The 15,754-nt window shown below is 33.0% G+C and carries 16 protein-coding genes and 6 tRNA genes; 12 read left to right on the forward strand and 10 right to left on the reverse strand.

What is annotated here, in order from left to right:
• The 7 genes from QZ143_RS07570 to QZ143_RS07600 all read right to left on the reverse strand — a co-directional run.
• Positions 1–390: hypothetical protein (locus QZ143_RS07570; RefSeq protein ID WP_292882822.1), on the reverse strand; the 390-nt coding region annotated here is incomplete at its 3' end.
• A 12-nt stretch (positions 391–402) separates the two neighbouring features.
• A complete protein-coding gene (locus tag QZ143_RS07575) occupies positions 403–1,203 on the reverse strand; it encodes an ABC transporter ATP-binding protein (RefSeq protein WP_292609808.1) in 801 nt (266 codons plus the stop codon).
• A 14-nt stretch (positions 1,204–1,217) separates the two neighbouring features.
• Positions 1,218–1,985 carry an ABC transporter permease gene (locus tag QZ143_RS07580; RefSeq protein ID WP_292882825.1) on the reverse strand — a complete coding sequence of 256 codons (768 nt, stop codon included), beginning with the start codon at positions 1,983–1,985 and terminating at the stop codon, positions 1,218–1,220.
• 23 nt (positions 1,986–2,008) lie between these two features.
• On the reverse strand, positions 2,009–2,299 hold the full coding sequence (gene hisE, locus QZ143_RS07585) for a phosphoribosyl-ATP diphosphatase (RefSeq protein WP_292609806.1): 291 nt from the start codon (positions 2,297–2,299) through the stop codon (positions 2,009–2,011).
• On the reverse strand, positions 2,257–3,072 hold the full coding sequence (locus QZ143_RS07590; RefSeq protein ID WP_292882828.1) for a CBS domain-containing protein: 816 nt from the start codon (positions 3,070–3,072) through the stop codon (positions 2,257–2,259). The genes hisE and QZ143_RS07590 overlap by 43 nt, the downstream gene beginning before the upstream one ends.
• Positions 3,073–3,083: 11 nt before the next feature.
• A complete protein-coding gene (gatB, locus tag QZ143_RS07595) occupies positions 3,084–4,436 on the reverse strand; it encodes an Asp-tRNA(Asn)/Glu-tRNA(Gln) amidotransferase subunit GatB (RefSeq protein ID WP_292882831.1) in 1,353 nt (450 codons plus the stop codon).
• A 259-nt stretch (positions 4,437–4,695) separates the two neighbouring features.
• On the reverse strand, positions 4,696–5,676 hold the full coding sequence (locus QZ143_RS07600; RefSeq protein WP_292609803.1) for a radical SAM protein: 981 nt from the start codon (positions 5,674–5,676) through the stop codon (positions 4,696–4,698).
• 194 nt (positions 5,677–5,870) lie between these two features.
• On the opposite strand from QZ143_RS07600, the gene QZ143_RS07605 reads away from it, so the two are divergent.
• The 8 genes from QZ143_RS07605 to QZ143_RS07640 all read left to right on the forward strand — a co-directional run bounded on the left by QZ143_RS07605 (position 5,871) and on the right by QZ143_RS07640 (position 7,761).
• Positions 5,871–5,943, forward strand: a tRNA-Asn gene (locus QZ143_RS07605).
• A gap of 6 nt (positions 5,944–5,949) precedes the next feature.
• Positions 5,950–6,023 (forward strand) — tRNA-Ile (locus QZ143_RS07610).
• A 27-nt stretch (positions 6,024–6,050) separates the two neighbouring features.
• A tRNA-Glu gene (locus QZ143_RS07615) sits at positions 6,051–6,125 on the forward strand.
• A 56-nt stretch (positions 6,126–6,181) separates the two neighbouring features.
• Positions 6,182–6,264, forward strand: a tRNA-Leu gene (locus QZ143_RS07620).
• A 29-nt stretch (positions 6,265–6,293) separates the two neighbouring features.
• Positions 6,294–6,369 (forward strand) — tRNA-His (locus QZ143_RS07625).
• Positions 6,370–6,474: 105 nt separating this feature from the next.
• Positions 6,475–6,882, forward strand: coding sequence for a Holliday junction resolvase Hjc (hjc, locus tag QZ143_RS07630; protein WP_292609802.1), 408 nt, complete (start codon positions 6,475–6,477; stop codon positions 6,880–6,882).
• 56 nt (positions 6,883–6,938) lie between these two features.
• Positions 6,939–7,086: transfer RNA gene (locus tag QZ143_RS07635), tRNA-Trp, on the forward strand.
• A gap of 60 nt (positions 7,087–7,146) precedes the next feature.
• Entirely contained in the window at positions 7,147–7,761 is a 615-nt protein-coding gene (locus QZ143_RS07640; RefSeq protein WP_292882834.1) for an MBL fold metallo-hydrolase, read from the forward strand.
• Here the strand turns inward: QZ143_RS07640 and QZ143_RS07645 are convergent.
• Positions 7,750–8,400 (reverse strand): TrkA family potassium uptake protein, encoded by a 651-nt coding sequence (locus QZ143_RS07645; RefSeq protein WP_292609800.1) that lies wholly within the window; start codon positions 8,398–8,400, stop codon positions 7,750–7,752. The genes QZ143_RS07640 and QZ143_RS07645 overlap by 12 nt on opposite strands.
• Positions 8,401–8,457: 57 nt before the next feature.
• Positions 8,458–9,891: a TrkH family potassium uptake protein gene (locus tag QZ143_RS07650; protein WP_292609799.1), complete on the reverse strand. Its 1,434-nt coding sequence runs from the start codon at positions 9,889–9,891 to the stop codon at positions 8,458–8,460.
• Between the two features lie 83 nt (positions 9,892–9,974).
• Here QZ143_RS07650 and QZ143_RS07655 point away from each other — a divergent pair, with 83 nt between their 5' ends.
• Both QZ143_RS07655 and fhcD read left to right on the forward strand, forming a co-directional pair.
• Positions 9,975–11,042, forward strand: a complete 1,068-nt coding sequence (locus QZ143_RS07655; RefSeq protein ID WP_292609798.1) for a UPF0104 family protein — start codon at positions 9,975–9,977, stop codon at positions 11,040–11,042.
• A gap of 170 nt (positions 11,043–11,212) precedes the next feature.
• Complete coding sequence (fhcD, locus tag QZ143_RS07660) at positions 11,213–12,097, forward strand: formylmethanofuran--tetrahydromethanopterin N-formyltransferase (RefSeq protein WP_292609797.1); 885 nt, start codon at positions 11,213–11,215, stop codon at positions 12,095–12,097.
• 187 nt (positions 12,098–12,284) lie between these two features.
• Here fhcD and QZ143_RS07665 read toward each other — a convergent pair whose 3' ends face one another.
• Entirely contained in the window at positions 12,285–13,418 is a 1,134-nt protein-coding gene (locus QZ143_RS07665) for an NAD-binding protein (RefSeq protein ID WP_292609796.1), read from the reverse strand.
• Positions 13,419–13,487: 69 nt separating this feature from the next.
• Between QZ143_RS07665 and QZ143_RS07670 the strand changes: the two genes are divergently transcribed.
• Together QZ143_RS07670 and sfsA are read left to right on the forward strand one after the other, a co-directional pair.
• Positions 13,488–15,029: an NAD(P)H-hydrate dehydratase gene (locus QZ143_RS07670; RefSeq protein ID WP_292609795.1), complete on the forward strand. Its 1,542-nt coding sequence runs from the start codon at positions 13,488–13,490 to the stop codon at positions 15,027–15,029.
• Complete coding sequence (gene sfsA, locus QZ143_RS07675; protein ID WP_292882837.1) at positions 15,016–15,732, forward strand: DNA/RNA nuclease SfsA; 717 nt, start codon at positions 15,016–15,018, stop codon at positions 15,730–15,732. Before QZ143_RS07670 ends, sfsA begins: the two co-directional genes overlap by 14 nt.
• The last annotated feature ends 22 nt before the right edge of the window (positions 15,733–15,754 follow it).

A 15,754-nucleotide genomic window follows, 5' to 3' on the forward strand; every position in this document is an offset into this window, starting at 1 on the left:
ATAAAAATATGAAATAACAACCTTTGAATTACTTCCATTTTTTAATATTGTTTGATTAATTTCTGTATCATCTAAATTAAAGGTTCTATTTGTGACATTATTCAAACCTTCTTCTTGAAGAATTTCTGCTGTTATATTGGTTTGCATTTCTTTCACGGTATTTCCTTTACCAAAATCACATATCTCTATTTTTTCATTATTATTTTTATTATATAATGTTACAATGTTGTTGCTTGTGTCTTCAACAGAAAATCCTTCGGGTATTGTGATGGTAGTTTTGCTGAAAGTTGTAATTGCACTACCTACTGTCATTGATTCATCTACAATTAGGTACATTGAACTTAATCCAATAATTGCTATTATAATAATTAAAATCCATCTTTTATCCATTTTCAAACCTTTTTATTTCTTTTTACTGCTTTTTACATAAGCGTCGCAAACTTCCTTTGCTTCTCCTTCCATTACAATTTTTCCATTTTCAATCCAAATGCATCTGTCACAAATTTTCTTGATTTGCCCTATGGAGTGAGAAACAAGAAGCACAGTAACACCTTCTTTCATCATTGATTGGATTTTTGCGTTACTTTTCTTTTTGAATTTGATGTCTCCTACTCCCAATACCTCATCAAGTATTAATATGTCAGGTTTAATTGCAGTTGCAACTGAAAAACCTAATTTTGCTTGCATACCTTTTGAATAATTTTTAACAGGATAATTAATAAATTCTCCAAGTTCTGAAAATTCAACGATTTCATCATATTTTTCTTTAAGGTAATTTTCATCCATACTTAAAAAGGCGCCATTTAGGAAAATATTATTTTTTCCAGTGTAGTTTTTATCAAAACCCGCACTAATTGCAAGTAACGGTGCCACTTTTCCATTAATTTTAACGGTACCTTCTGTAGGTTCATAAATTCCGGATATTATTCTTAAAAGAGTACTTTTTCCAGATCCGTTAAAACCAAGAATTCCTACTCTTTCTCCTCTTTTAACTTCAAATGAAATTCCATCAAGAATTCTAATTTTCCTTTTAGCTTTTTTGTTACGTTTCAGTGTCCTAATAACATATTCTTTAAGGGTATCAATTTTATCTTTTGTAACTTTAAATTCCATTACCAAATCTGTTACTTCAATGGCGACTTCTGAATCCAGTTTTTGCATGGAATTATTTTTATTTCTTTGAAATCTATCCAATACGCCCATAATTATTACCCTTTCTAAATTTCTAATGCTAATTTTTTATCATAAATGTTGAATAGTAAAATGCCTATGAAAAATACTGTAAATGCAAATGCAGCCAAATAAGATAATGTGCTTAAATCCGGAACAACACCATACACAACAGATTCTCTAAAACATGAAATTGCGGAGTATACTGGATTTAGTGTAAATATTTTTTGTACAGTTCCAGGTACGATTTCCATAGGATAGAATAATGCTGATGCATACATCAAAATTAAAGTAAATACATTGTATAAATATCCAATATCTGAAAAATATGTGTTACATACTGCTAAAATCAATCCCACTCCGAATATCAGTATCACTAATAAAAATACTGGTATAATTGCATATATGCTTGTTAAATGGAACTGTGCACCAGTGACTATCATCACTCCAAATAATATTACAAATGAAATTAGGAAGTTAACGAATTCATAACATACTGCACTTACTGAAAACATATATTTTGGAACATAAATCTTCTTTAAAAGACTTGCATGTCTTTTTATAGATCTCATAGCTCCTTTTGTAGCAGAATTATAGAAATCGTATATTAATCTTCCTGATAAAAAGTAAACTGGATAATTTTCAATGGATCTACCGAACAGCATTGAAAAAATTGCAGTAAACACTATCATGATTAAAAGAGGATTAAAGAAACTCCAAAGTATCCCTAATACAGAATCCTTATATTTTGCAGTTAAATCCTTTTTAACTAGTTGTTTTAGTAAAAACTTCTTTTCAGCGACTGTATCAAACATAGTTTAACCAAGTACTTTTTAATTTATTTTCTTCTTCGGGAGAATTCCTCAAAGACTTCATCAATTTCCACACCTTTGTAAACTAAGATTAAAAGTGTGTGGAAAATCAAATCAACAGATTCATATACTAAATTTTCATCATTTTTGGCAGCAAGTAAAACTTCCCCAGCTTCTTCAGCTATTTTTTCAAGTATTTTGTCTTCAGCTTTTTTATCGCTGTCTTGCATTATATTTGATGTGTAAGAATCAATGGGATTGTCCCTTCTTGATTCTAAAACTTCGTATACTTCGCGTATGATTTTATCATTATCCATTTAATCATCATCCTCAGATGCTTGATCTTGTCATCATCAATAATTTCAATATCATTGAATGTTCGAATTCCTGCCCTGTCTGCAGTTTTTTCCATACCTAATTTAATGTCTTGACCTAAATCGACGACATATGAATCCACTGTTTCGTATCCTTTTTGTTTGGATGCTACTGCTCTGTGGTGACCATCAACTAAAATCCAACGGTTTCCAGATTTTACAACAATTGCAGGCTCTGCCAATCCTTTTTCCAATTCATAAGCTCTTCCTTCAAGTTCGTCTGCATAAACTTTGTCTTGTGTAGGTCTCAATTTATTGGTTTCAACAGGCATGTGTTTCAATGTAGTTTTGATTCCGTATAATTGTTCCATGGTCTTTTTAAAGTATTCAACCTTAGTTGGTGTTGATCTTTCGATATGTGATCTTACCATATCTGTGTTTGTAATGATTCCAACTAATGCTCCGTTTCCATCTACAACAGGCATTCTTGAAATTCCTCTTCTAAACATTACTCTTGATGCATCGTTGATAGTTAAATCTTGGTTGGCGACTACTAATTTTCTTGTCATTAAATCTTTAACTGTGTCTGCCCATTCTTTTGATATTATGTCAAATGCAGTAATCATACCAACTAATTTACCATTATCCACTACCGGATAACTGTTGTGACGACTTTCTTTCATTAAATTAATAACATCATCTGTTTTTGTATCTGGAGTAACATTGATAACATTTTTAGTCATATAATCTTTAACATAAGATTTTTTCCCTGCCATGTTCCCATCCTCTATTCAATATTTTCTTTCAATAATTTTACTGTTTCACCAGGGTCAGCTTTTCCACGAGTTAATCTCATTACTTGACCTACCAAGAAGTTGATGGAAGCTTTTTGACCACTTAAGTAATCTTCAACGGCTTTTGGATTTTCATCAATTGCTTGCTTTACAGCAGCTAATACTTCATCGTCTTTTACAACACCGAGTAATCCTAATTCTTCAGCAATTTCTTTTGGAGATTTATCATTATTAGGCATTTGTTCGATGATTTTATGACCTGCTTTTGCTGTAATTTCTTTATCTTGAAGCATTTTTAAGAATTCAATCAAATCATCAGATGTAATTCCACTGTCTGCAAAGTCTAATTTATTATATGAAAGAACTCTTTTAAGTTCATCTCTCATAATTTTAGCTGCAAATTTAGAATCGACTTCTTTCACGACTTCTTCATATGCAATTGCTAAATCGAGTTCTGATGTTAAAACTTTCGCTGATTCTTCATCAATATCATAATCTTCAACAAATCTTTTAACTTTGTTGTGTGGAGCTTCAGGCATGGTTTCTAGAATTCTTTGAATGGTTTCATCACTAATTTTCATTGGAGGTAAATCTGGATCTGTAATGAATCTGTAATCATCAGCATCTTCTTTCATCCTCATTCCAACAGTAATCATTTGTGATTCTAGGTATGCACGAGTTTCCTGTTTTACTTCAACTCCTCTTTTCATAAGATTTTTCTGTCTTACAAGCTCAAATTTCAATGCTTTGTAAGCACCTTTAATGGAATTAACGTTTTTCATTTCCACTCTGTTTCCTCCATTGATGGAAATGTTAACGTCAGCTCTCATGGTACCTTCTCCACGAGCTCCTCCACTATATTGTAAAACACGTATTAGTTCTTTTAAAAAGTTTCTAGCTTCTTCTGGAGATTTTATATCTGGTTCTGTAACAATTTCGACTAAAGGAATTCCGGAACGGTTAAAATTAACAGTACCTCTGTCTGGTTTAAATTGACCAGGGTCCTCTTCAGCGTGTATTTCTCTGATTCTAATTCCGTTCAATTCTCCATTAATTCCAATAGGAACTGAAGTTCTTTGATAACCTGAAGGTAAATCAGGATAATCGTAATGTTTTCTCATGAAATAGATTACATCTTGATCAATTTCACAGTTAAGCATCAAAGCTATCATCAATGCATTTTCCAATGCTTTTTCATTTGTTGGATGTGGTTTAGCACCTGGTTGGTTCAAACAGATTGGGCAGATGTTTGAATTTATTGGTGCGTCCTGATAATTGGTAGGACAATCACAGAATAATTTTGATTCGGTTTCTAATTGTACGTGGATTTCAAGTCCACACATCATATCAACATCGTCACTAATAATAATTCCTCCATGGGATAATTTTTATATTAACTTTATATTTGTTTATTTCAATTTATAAATATTGTTAATACCATTGTTTTAGTTTTCATTGTTAAAATCTGTTAAAATTAATAAATTATTATGGTATTTTTTTAATGTTATAGATTAATTTTATTAACTTATATTTTTTAAAATAATCTAATATTCGACTTATTAACCTATTTTAATAAGCTTATTTAAAAGTTTTTATTAATCGAAATTAATATTTATTTTTTAATGATTCCTTAACATATCTTTTAATAAATTTGTCAAGTTCCGGTGAAACATCACTTTTTTTCTCACCTAACTTACTTTTATCTGTAAAAGTTCCTTTCAGTTCACGTCCTGCCCATTTAACTTCTTCTTCGACTCTTTTACCATATTTTGTCCCAAACATTTTAAATAATGGGAATTTGGTTATTCCATTGGCTCCGCTTAATATTAATATTCCAATATTTGCAAGGTTATCGATCCATGTTCCACATATTATTTCAATATCTGGAAATGCAAGTCTGACTTGGGCTACGACTTGGGCATAATAAATGGATGCAGGTTGGGATGAGTTTGCATAAATAGTTTCTTTATGTGGATTTAGGGAGTAGAATATTACTCTGTCAATTTTATGATTTTTGATATAATCAATAACATATTGGACATCATCTAATGTTTCACCAAGTCCTAATATTATTGTTATTGCTTTTTTAAATCCTAAATCTCCGGCTACATCTAGCATATTGCTTATATCATCTAATTTTTTAGAAGGACAAACTTTTTCATGGATTTGTGGATTCGCTACTTCAACAGCTCCGGTTATTCCTTTAATTTCTGAGCCGTATTCATTTAATTCATCTGTTATTCCAGTATTTAACCAAACTCCTTCGCCGGTAATGTCTTTTATTGTTGTTGCAATTTCTTTTTTCTCCTGTGTCGTGAATGATTCATATCCTCCGGATAAAAATTCAATATTCCAGTCAAGACGTTTGCACATTTCTGCTTCTGCATAAATATTGCTTATGTTTCGTCTGGCTTTTTTGGGGTCTTTAATTTTGTTTTTTTGTGTTGACATATAACAAAAAGCACAATCTCCCTTATCACACCACCAGGATAAGAAAACAGCTCTTTCAAGTGTAATTAAGTTTCCATGATGTTTTAAAGTTGTTTCATTAGCTTGTTTAAGCATATCAAATATGTTAGAATCCATGTTTTTATATTGATTCTTAAAGTTTATATATTAGTTCATATAATCTATTATTGTAAAATTATTTTGTTTTTTCCAATAAAGTGGAAAAAACCAAAAGCTTTATATACTATGCTATGCATAGTTATTATTACTGTTTAAAGTCTTTTGATTTTTAAACATGGGTTTTATTTGGTTGAGTAGATGGGTTATTATATGCCATCGTAGCTCAGTAGGTAGAGCGTTCGGCTGTTAACCGATTGGTCACAGGTTCGAGCCCTGTCGATGGCGCTTTGAGGGCCCATAGCTTAGCCAGGTAGAGCGTCCGGCTCATAACCGGAAGGCCATGGGTTCGAACCCCATTGGGCCCATGTTACTAAAACTTTATTTATATGTATGCTCCGGTGGTGTAGTCCGGCCAATCATTTCGGCCTTTCGAGCCGAAGACTCGGGTTCGAATCCCGGCCGGAGCATTAAAAAATTTGTTAAGATTTTTAATGGTTTCTATAGTATCCTTTCTTTTTTATAAGCGGGGGTGCCCGAGAGGCCAAAGGGGACAGGCTTAGGACCTGTTGACGCAGGTCTACCAGGGTTCAAATCCCTGCTCCCGCACTTTAACATATTTTTTTATTTGTACTCATGCCGGGGTAGGGTAGGTGGTCATCCTCCGGGACTGTGGATCCCGGGACTCGGGTTCGAATCTCGGCTCCGGCCCCATTTTATAAAAACTTTTTTTTTAAGATTTTTTCATTACTTTTCAGATGCTCTCTCATTTAGTTTATATATGTTGTTTTTACAAATTATTGAGTATAAGGTGTTAATATGGCTAAAAAAGGTTCAGCCGAAGAAAGGGATTTGGTACATAAACTTTGGGAAAGGAATTTTGCAGCTATGAGGGCTCCAGCATCTGGAGGTGCAACTAAAAATCCATTACCTGATGTTGTAGCTGGAAACGGTAAATTATATTTGGCAATTGAGGTTAAAACGACTACTAAAGATAAAGTTTATATTGATGCTCCTCAAATTGAAGCACTTTGTGAATTTTCAAAAATATTTGGTGCGAAGGCTTATATTGGAGTTAGATTTAAATACACTAAATGGTTGTTTTTAGAACCTAAAAATACTCCTCGTACTCGTAATGGAAATTATAAAGTAGAAAAAGATTATGCTCTTGAAAAAGGCTTTGAAATTGATGAAATAGCTGGAATTGATAAACAAATGAAATTTTAACTAAATGGTAATGTTTATATATAATTAAAATATATCTATTATTGTATGTTATATGTGGGGTTATGGTGTAACCTGGCATCATCTGGGACTCCAGTTGTCTTTGAAGAAATATACGCGTAACTGAACAGTATCCGTTGTGATGATCAATTGGAGTACTGAGGCAAGAGAAATCCCAGGATCGGGGTTCAAATCCCTGTGACCCCATTTTTCTACAAAACTTTTTTTTCAAAAATTTTAATTACTTTATTGTCAATATTATTCTTCATGAGTTCTAATGATATTATTTTTATTTTAGGTTTTAATTACGATTCTAATTGTTATTTGATTAATGGCAATACTTTAGTGGATACTGGTGCGGGAGATAATAAAGATTATTTATTCTCTAAACTTCGTGAAAATGGTGTTGAACCGGAGAATATTGAATTAATTATCAATACTCACTGTCACTTTGACCATATTGGTGGAAATTATCTGTTTCCAAATGCTAAAATTGCAGTTCATAAAGCGGATGCAATTTCAATGAAAAATGAAGATTCTTTAGGCACATCAATGTCTGCCTTTTCTCATGAGGGCAATTCGAAAGTGGATATTGAGCTTGAAGATGGTGATGAAATTTCAAATTTTACAGTCATTCATACCCCTGGTCACACTGCCGGCGGAATCTGTTTATGGGATGGTGAAAACTTAATATCAGGCGACACTATCTTTGCTGGTGGTGGAGTCGGTAGAATGGATATTGGCGGAAACTATGATGATATGAAAAATAGCGTTGAAAAATTGACAAGGTTAGATATTAAAAATATCTATCCCGGCCATGGTCCTATTGTAGAAAATAATGGAAAAGAACATATTAAAATGTCTTATTCTCTACTTCTCTAATTTTTTAGAAACTTTTTTAAAGTTTCCTCTTTTAACAAGAACGGAAACTTTCTCTCCACGGCTAATGGTATTGTCCGGCTGTGGAATAACTAATTTTCCGTGTTGGTACGTAGCAATAATAATGTATTCTTTTGTTGGGGAAATGTCTTTAAAACGTTTTCCTATTATTTTATCGTTAGTTATTGTCATATCAAGGATTTCAGCATCTCCTTCCCCAAGTGTGATTAATTCAGCAACATTTGGTCTTGTAACGATTTTTTGAAGATATCCTGCTGCTGTAATCTCTGGACTGATTACTTGGTCTATTCCAACTTCCTTAAATGCTTCTTCGTGATCTGGATTACTTACACGTGCAATGATATTTGGAACGTCATATTTTCTAACGAGAATACATGAAAGTAAGTTTGCTTCGTCATTTCCGGTTGTAGCAATAAAGAAATCAGCATCCTCAATATTACTTTCTTCAAGCAACTTGGAACTGGTTCCATTTCCACAAATAACCAATGCATCAAGCTCTGCTGCAACTTCGCTACATAATGACTCGTCACTTTCAATTAATGTAATGTCATATCCATCTTCAATTAATAAATTTGCAAGTGCAAGTCCAACACGACCTCCACCCATAATGATTACATACATTAAAATCGCCTCAATTATATTTTGATAATCAATATTTATTTTAGGACATTATAAATATTATCTTTTGAAAATTTCAAAAAATGCTCTTAATGTAATTAATACTGGATATATTTCCAACCTTCCGGTCCACATGTCGAACATGCTCACAATTTTTATTATTGGATTTAATGTGTGGTTGACTATTCCAAGGTCCAAACCGTTGTTACCTTGAAGGGACATTGCTGCAAATAAGCTTTTAAATGGGTCATAGCCATATAGACAGAACAAAGCCCATGTAAACATTATAAACATCAGGTATAAAGTAATGTAATTTCCCGCTTGTGATATTGCCTTTTCAGGAATTTTGTGACCATTTAATTTAACCGCAACAACACGGCCTTCAGGGGATAAAATTTCTCTGATGTGCCTGTATATTCCCTTGAAAAATGTAATCATTCTCACAAGTTTTATTGCACCTACAGTGGATCCGTTTGATCCCCCAGTCAGCATCAAACACATTAAACAGATTATGACAAACGGTGGCCAACCTGCCATTTCAGCAGGCATTGCAACACTTGCACCGGTGGTTGTGATTGCTGAAACAACTGTAAATAACAAATCTATCGGCACGATGTTTGAGATAAAGTAAAGTATTACAGTAACAAATGCTATTACTCCAATTATTACTTTGAATTGCAAGTCATGAATTAATGATTTTCCTCTTGTTTTAATAACCTTATAATGCACTAAAAAGCTGGTAGCTCCTAAAATCATTAAAACAATTGAAATAAGGTATATTATATCATTTTGATAGTAGCCCATATTGGCATTTTTTATGCTCATTCCGCCGGTTGAAATTATATGGAATGAATTGCAGATTGAATCAAAAAGAGGCATTCCGGCTAAAACGTATAATATCACTCCAAAAACGGTATAAATTGCATAGATTTCCAATGTTTTTTGCAGTGTGGTTTTAATACTTGGTTTAATCCTTTCATCACGAGCTTCTGATTGGTAAAGTTTTGATGAAACGGATCCTGGTTTTGTCAAAACACCAATCACCATAACAACAACTCCCAAACCTCCAATCCATTGTTCGAGAGCTCTAAAAAATAAGATACTATGAGGTAATATTTCGACATCTTCAAACATGGTTATTCCGGTACCGGTTAATGCGGACATGCTTTCAAAAACACCATCAACAATCGGTATGTTTGTAGATAATGTAAAGACAATCCCTCCGATAATACTTGCCCACAACCATGCAAAGGATGAAATCATCATTCCATGTTTGAGCCGCATTTTTTTAGGTGTAGAATTTTCAAAATATTTTTTAAAAGCAACTCCTAAAGCAATAGAAATCGCTGCAGGTATTACAAAGCTAATGACATCAAATTCAAAGTATATTAAATCGAATATTAACGGAACAAGGCACATTATTCCGATTCCTATCATAAGATACCCTGAATCCCTTGCAACAATTAACAAATCACTTTTAGTTATATACCTCATTATTGTATTACTTTGAATAAATATCTATATAAATTTATAAGTAAGAAAAAAATTATAATTATAATAATAAGTAGGTAAACTTTATGGACCGCAAAACTATATTTTTATTGATATTTAGTGTAGCTATTTTACTCGTAATGTTGTGGTTTGTTGGTATTGACCAAGTTATCGATGCTTTAAAAATGGCAAATCCACTTATCATAGCGTTAGCTATTCTAACTCAGGTTTTTACTTATTTTCTATATACTTTGCGTTGGCAAATTCTTAATAAGCTCACTGATAAGGATGTTTCAATTAAAGAATTGCTTCCGATGGTGCTTGTTGGTCTTGCAGTAAATAACATTACTCCGTCTGGACGTGGTGGTGGAGAGCCTGTAAGGGCATATGTTCTTGCTAAACGTAAGGACTATCAGTTTGAAGAGACATTTGCAACTGTTGTGGCCGATAGGGCGTTGGATACATTTCCATTTGTTGTATTGGCAGCCATTACAATTGCCGCAATGGCATTGTATTTTAATTTTGATACATGGTTGCTTGTTGTAATGGTTTTGGCAGTTATTGCAATTGTTATTGTTTTGATGGTCATCATTTACATGTGTATTAATCCTGGTTTTGGTCAAAGAGTTGATGGATGGATTATTGGTCTTGTTAGAAGATTTTATAAGAAAAATTCTGAAGAATTGGAGCAAAAGATACATGATGCAATTTTAGGATTCCAGGACACAATGAAATTATTGATTTCAAATAGAAAGGTCATGTATTATACTATCCCATTGTCTTTTGTAATTTGGATTTTTGAAATTATCAGGGTTTATTTGGTATTCATGTCATTTGGAGCCAATGTAAGTCTTATTACTATTGGTGAAGTATTCATTGTCGCATCATTGGTAGGTATGATTCCACTTCTTCCAGGTGGTTTGGGAGCTATTGATGGGGTGATGATTATTTTCTACTCTGCTGCAGGTATTTCATCTTCAGTAAGTGCTGCAGCAACTGTTGTTGAAAGGTTAATTTCCTTTTGGATGGCTACAATTATCGGTTTGGTAATATTGCCTTATTATGGTTCATCAGTATTAGATAAGGTGTCAGCATCATCATCTGGTGAAATTGAAGAATCAATAAATGAGGAAACGGACGATATTGATAAATAATTCATATATTTTCACACTTTTTTTGTTTAATTGGAATGTAATTTTCAAATAGAAAACTTTATTTTAATAATAAAATATATCTTTAAATGTTGTAGGAAATTAGTTTAATTTATAATTTTTTTTAAATTATTTTTTTTAATCTAATTTTCAACGAACTTAATGGTGAAAAAATGGAAATTAATGGCGTAAATATACAAGATACCTTTGCTGAAGGTTTCGGAATTAAAGTATCTAGATTAATTATTACTGCAGCTACTAAACATTTAGCTAAAATTGCAGCTACTGAAGCTACTGGATTTGCTACTTCAGTTATAGGATGTCCTGCAGAAGCAGGTATCGACCAATATGTTCCTCCAACTGAATCTCCGGATGGAAGACCTGGTTATGCAATTATGATTTGTCACATGTCTAAAAAATCTTTAGGCGGACAAATTATGGACAGAATCGGACAATGTGTTTTAACTGCTCCTACTGCAGCAGCATTCAACGCTCTTGAAAGTGAAGAATCCTTCCCAACAGGAAAACAACTCAAATTCTTCGGTGACGGATATGAAACTGAAAAAGATGTAAATGGTAAAAAAATGCACGTTATTCCTATCATGTCTGGTGAATTCTTAGTAGAAGATGAAATGGGATGGAAAGATGGAGTAGCTGGTGGAAACTTCTTCATTATGGCTGACAGTCAAATGGCTTCAATCGTTGCTGCTGAAGCTGCTGTTGATGCTATTCACGCAGTTGCAGGTGTAATTACTCCTTTCTCCGGAGGTATGGTTGCTTCTGGTTCTAAAACTGGTTCCAAATACTCTTTCATGAGTGCATCTACCAACGAAAAAGAATGTGTAACCTTAAAAGATCAAGTAGATACTGAATTACCAGAAAACGTATTCGGAAACATGGAAATCGTTATTGATGGTGTAGACGAAGAATCAGTTAAAGCTGCTATGAAAGCAGGTATTGAAGCTGCTTGTCAAGTTCCTGGTGTTATCGAAATCGGTGCTGGTAACTACGGTGGAAACTTAGGTCCTTACCAAATTCACTTACAAGACTTATTCTAGAGAGATTAACTCTCTTTTCTTTTTTTTTATTTTAATTCTTTTGATTGATGGCAATAATGTTTGATTTCAAATTGAATTTGTTATTGTTCTATTCTTATTGGTTCTTTTTTTTTAAGTATAAGTGGTCTATCAGCTTTGACTATTATATCTAAAATGTAAGTAAAATTGCTGTAAAAGATTATATGTATTATTTCTCTAATTCTTTTTTTGTTATTTTGGCAATTTCTTTGTCGGATAAATTTTTTCCAATAATTTCTTCTTTTTTTTCCAGGTCTTTTATCAATAATTCTAATGCTGTATTGTCCGGACCTGAAATAACATGTGAATGAAGGTTATTGACCATCGTGTAGAGGTTATCTAAAGATTTTTTAGCATCAGGATGGCTTTTTAAGTAATCTCTAAAATTTTTACCGTCTTGCAGGTCTTTTGTTATAATTCTGCGTCTGAGTGGTGTTTCAATTCCTGGAATGTGGTAATCAATGTTTTCTAGAGTGCAGTTGTGTTTGCTTATGACTTCAAATTCGTCATAGATTTCATCTGATGTGTGTCTGACTGTTAACCTTAAACTATGTGGTTTTGCTGATTGATAATATAGGTCTTTTCCACCAACTATTTCTGGTGAAACAATTTTGTTTGCTCCTGCTCTTTTAAGTCGGGATTTATTTTCAAGTTTACTGCATCTTGATACAATCCATGCATCAGGATTGGTTTCTCTGACTGTTAAAACAATAAATAAATTTGTCACATCATTTCCAATACTGATAATTACACTTTGGCATTTTTCACCAGCTAATTTTGCAATTAAATTATTTTCAGTTGCATCTTCATTAATGACAACAACAGAATCATTTTCTTTAATATTGGCACTATTCTCTTCGTTTTTTTCAATTAGGATTACATTCTGATTTCTTTGTATAAGTTCTTCAAGAACTACTTTTCCAACTCTACCATATCCACAAAGGATGTAGTATTCATCCATTTTATCAATTGCATTCATTTTTCGAACTCCCTTCGAATATTTCCCCACTTTTTCCTGAAAATTTGTTAAGATAACGTTAAATACATATGCGAGTAATACTACTCCGCCTAATGCCAATGTTGTTGCAAATAGTTTTTCAATACCTGTATCCGGTATGTAATCTCCATATCCTACAGTTGTCATTGTAATGACCGCATAATAGATGGAATCAATTGGACCCAGACCCAATATGATGTATGAACCGATAATTCCATAGGCGAATAATAGTGCTATTAATGCCACGCCTGTAGCTGCATATCGTGTAGGCAATCTTGTCAAAATTTTTCGTGTGATTTTTCTCATATGCTTTTTCCTTATATTTAAGATAATTATATTTATATCCGATACTTATATTTAATTTAAGGTGATTATTTGCATCCGATTGATATGATGGTTACAGACTATAATTGTGAATATTTGGGATTATCAAGGTTATGCTTGATGGAATCTGCGGGAAAATCTCTTGCTGAAGAGGTTGGTAAAATTGCAGTTTATACTTTTGCCAAGCCTGTAAAAGTTGTTATTTTCACAGGTTCTGGTGGAAATGGTGGTGATGGATTTGTTGCAGCACGTTACTTATTAAACAGAGGGTATGATGTTGATATTTATATGCTGAAAGAAAATATTCGTTCTGATGATGCAAAAACTAATCTGGAAATTTTAGAAAATATGAAACCTCGCTTGTCACGTTTAAACATTTATAATTTAAAAACTCTTGAAGATATCAATTCATGCGAAGTAGCTCAAAGCAAAGATTCGGAATTCGTTATTGTGGATGGACTTTTAGGAACTGGGATCCACGGAAAATTGCAAACAAATATCAAAAGGGCAATTGAAATTATTAATGAATCCAATGGAATTACAATAAGTGTTGATGTGCCTTCTGGAATGGATCCTTTAACTGGTGAAATAAATGATTTGGCAGTGGTTCCGGATTATACAATAAGTTTTCATAAAATTAAAACTGGTGTGAGGGATGCCGATGAAGAACTTGTTGGAGGTCTTGTAACTGCAGATATTGGAATTCCGTTCGAAGCAGAATATTTCGTTAATTATGGTGATTTTTTAAGGCTAAAAAATCGTGATTCATCATCTCATAAAGGTAATAATGGTCGTTTGCTTGTAATTGGTGGAAGTAAAGATTATTCCGGTGCTCCAGCTATTGCAGGAATGGCTGCAATTGGGGCTGGAGCCGATTTGGTTTATGTTGCTTCCCCTCAAAATGCTGCTGAAGCCATTAAATCAACCTCTCCAGATTTGATTGTGAAATCATTGGAAGGTGATAAATTATCTTTAAAACACTCTGATGAGATTTTATCTCTTGTTGATAATGTAGATTCGGTTTTAATTGGTCCGGGTGCAGGTATTGATGAGGATACTTCAAAGTTATTCAATATTTTGGTTACAAAAATTAAAAAACCTATTGTTTTGGATGCTGATGCGTTAAAACAGGTTGAATTGTCATTAATTAAAAATCGTGAAGATATAATTTTAACACCTCATATTTTTGAGTTCAAATCATTTTTTAAAGTTGAGAATGATTTAAAATTGGATATTGATTCATATGACTTTTCTAAAGTTGATGAGAATATTACCGAATTCCAAAAGATTATCCGGCAAATTAAAGGAACTGTTGTTGTTAAGGGAAAATATGACTTGATATTGTCTGGCAACAAGTTTAAAATCAATAAAAGTGGTAATGCTGGAATGACTGTTGGTGGAACTGGTGATGCTTTGGCTGGCATTTCTGCCAGTTTATTATCTCAGGGATTATCTTCTTTTGACTCAGCCAGTTTGGCAACATTTATCAATGGTCTTGCAGGTGATGAAGCGTATAATATTAAAGGTAATGGATTTTCAGCTACTGATTTGGTTTCATACATAGGCAGTGTGATAAAAAATGGATTATGTTAAGGGAATTTTTAAAGCAAGGCCAAATAGATTCATAGCAGAAGTTGAGGTTGATGGCAATTTGGAAATTGCTCATGTCCCAAATACTGGCAGATGTAAGGAACTTCTAGTTAAAAATGCTATAGTTTGGCTTAAGCCGTCTGATAATCCAAACAGAAAAACAAAATTCTCACTTCATTTTGTAGAAAATAAGGGTGTGTTGGTATCACTTTACTCACAGCAAGCTAACAGTATTGTGTATGATGCTGTTGTTGAAGGTAAAATAAAGGAACTTTTAGGTTATAATCATCATCAAAGAGAAAAAAGTGTAGACAATTCAAGGATAGATATATACTTGGAAAATTCAAATGGTGATTCCTGCTTTGTAGAGGTGAAAGGGGTTACTCTAATAATTGATGGTGAAGCGAGATTTCCGGACGCTCCAACTGAAAGGGGTGCAAAACACCTTAGGGAATTAATTAAACTTAAAAAAGAAGGAAATCGCTGTTGTGTGTTTTTCTTGATTCAACATCCTGCAGGTGAATTTTTCAGACCGAACTGGGAAAATGATCCTATATTTAGTCAGACATTAAACGAAGCATATGCTGAAGGTGTTGAAATTCTTGTTTATAGGTGTGATAATCAGTTAAGCGGTATTGAATTAATTCCCGAGCCTTTAGATTTTGATTTGGGAAAAAGTCTCTCCGATAGCCTCGTTGATGACTAATGTTGCAATATTGTCATATTGT

Source organism: Methanobrevibacter sp. UBA188 (assembly GCF_905234905.1).
Lineage (GTDB): Archaea > Methanobacteriota > Methanobacteria > Methanobacteriales > Methanobacteriaceae > Methanocatella.

Bases quoted from the DNA above. Each gene is read 5' to 3' on its own strand.
- QZ143_RS07575 (WP_292609808.1), bottom strand. From the start codon at position 1,203: ATGGGCGTATTGGATAGATTTCAAAGAAATAAAAATAATTCCATGCAA.
- QZ143_RS07580 (WP_292882825.1), bottom strand. From the start codon at position 1,985: ATGTTTGATACAGTCGCTGAAAAGAAGTTTTTACTAAAACAACTAGTT.
- hisE (WP_292609806.1), bottom strand. From the start codon at position 2,299: ATGGATAATGATAAAATCATACGCGAAGTATACGAAGTTTTAGAATCA.
- QZ143_RS07590 (WP_292882828.1), bottom strand. From the start codon at position 3,072: ATGGCAGGGAAAAAATCTTATGTTAAAGATTATATGACTAAAAATGTT.
- gatB (WP_292882831.1), bottom strand. From the start codon at position 4,436: ATGATGTGTGGACTTGAAATCCACGTACAATTAGAAACCGAATCAAAA.
- QZ143_RS07600 (WP_292609803.1), bottom strand. From the start codon at position 5,676: ATGGATTCTAACATATTTGATATGCTTAAACAAGCTAATGAAACAACT.
- hjc (WP_292609802.1), top strand. From the start codon at position 6,475: ATGGCTAAAAAAGGTTCAGCCGAAGAAAGGGATTTGGTACATAAACTT.
- QZ143_RS07640 (WP_292882834.1), top strand. From the start codon at position 7,147: ATGAGTTCTAATGATATTATTTTTATTTTAGGTTTTAATTACGATTCT.
- QZ143_RS07645 (WP_292609800.1), bottom strand. From the start codon at position 8,400: ATGTATGTAATCATTATGGGTGGAGGTCGTGTTGGACTTGCACTTGCA.
- QZ143_RS07650 (WP_292609799.1), bottom strand. From the start codon at position 9,891: ATGAGGTATATAACTAAAAGTGATTTGTTAATTGTTGCAAGGGATTCA.
- QZ143_RS07655 (WP_292609798.1), top strand. From the start codon at position 9,975: ATGGACCGCAAAACTATATTTTTATTGATATTTAGTGTAGCTATTTTA.
- fhcD (WP_292609797.1), top strand. From the start codon at position 11,213: ATGGAAATTAATGGCGTAAATATACAAGATACCTTTGCTGAAGGTTTC.
- QZ143_RS07665 (WP_292609796.1), bottom strand. From the start codon at position 13,418: ATGAGAAAAATCACACGAAAAATTTTGACAAGATTGCCTACACGATAT.
- sfsA (WP_292882837.1), top strand. From the start codon at position 15,016: ATGGATTATGTTAAGGGAATTTTTAAAGCAAGGCCAAATAGATTCATA.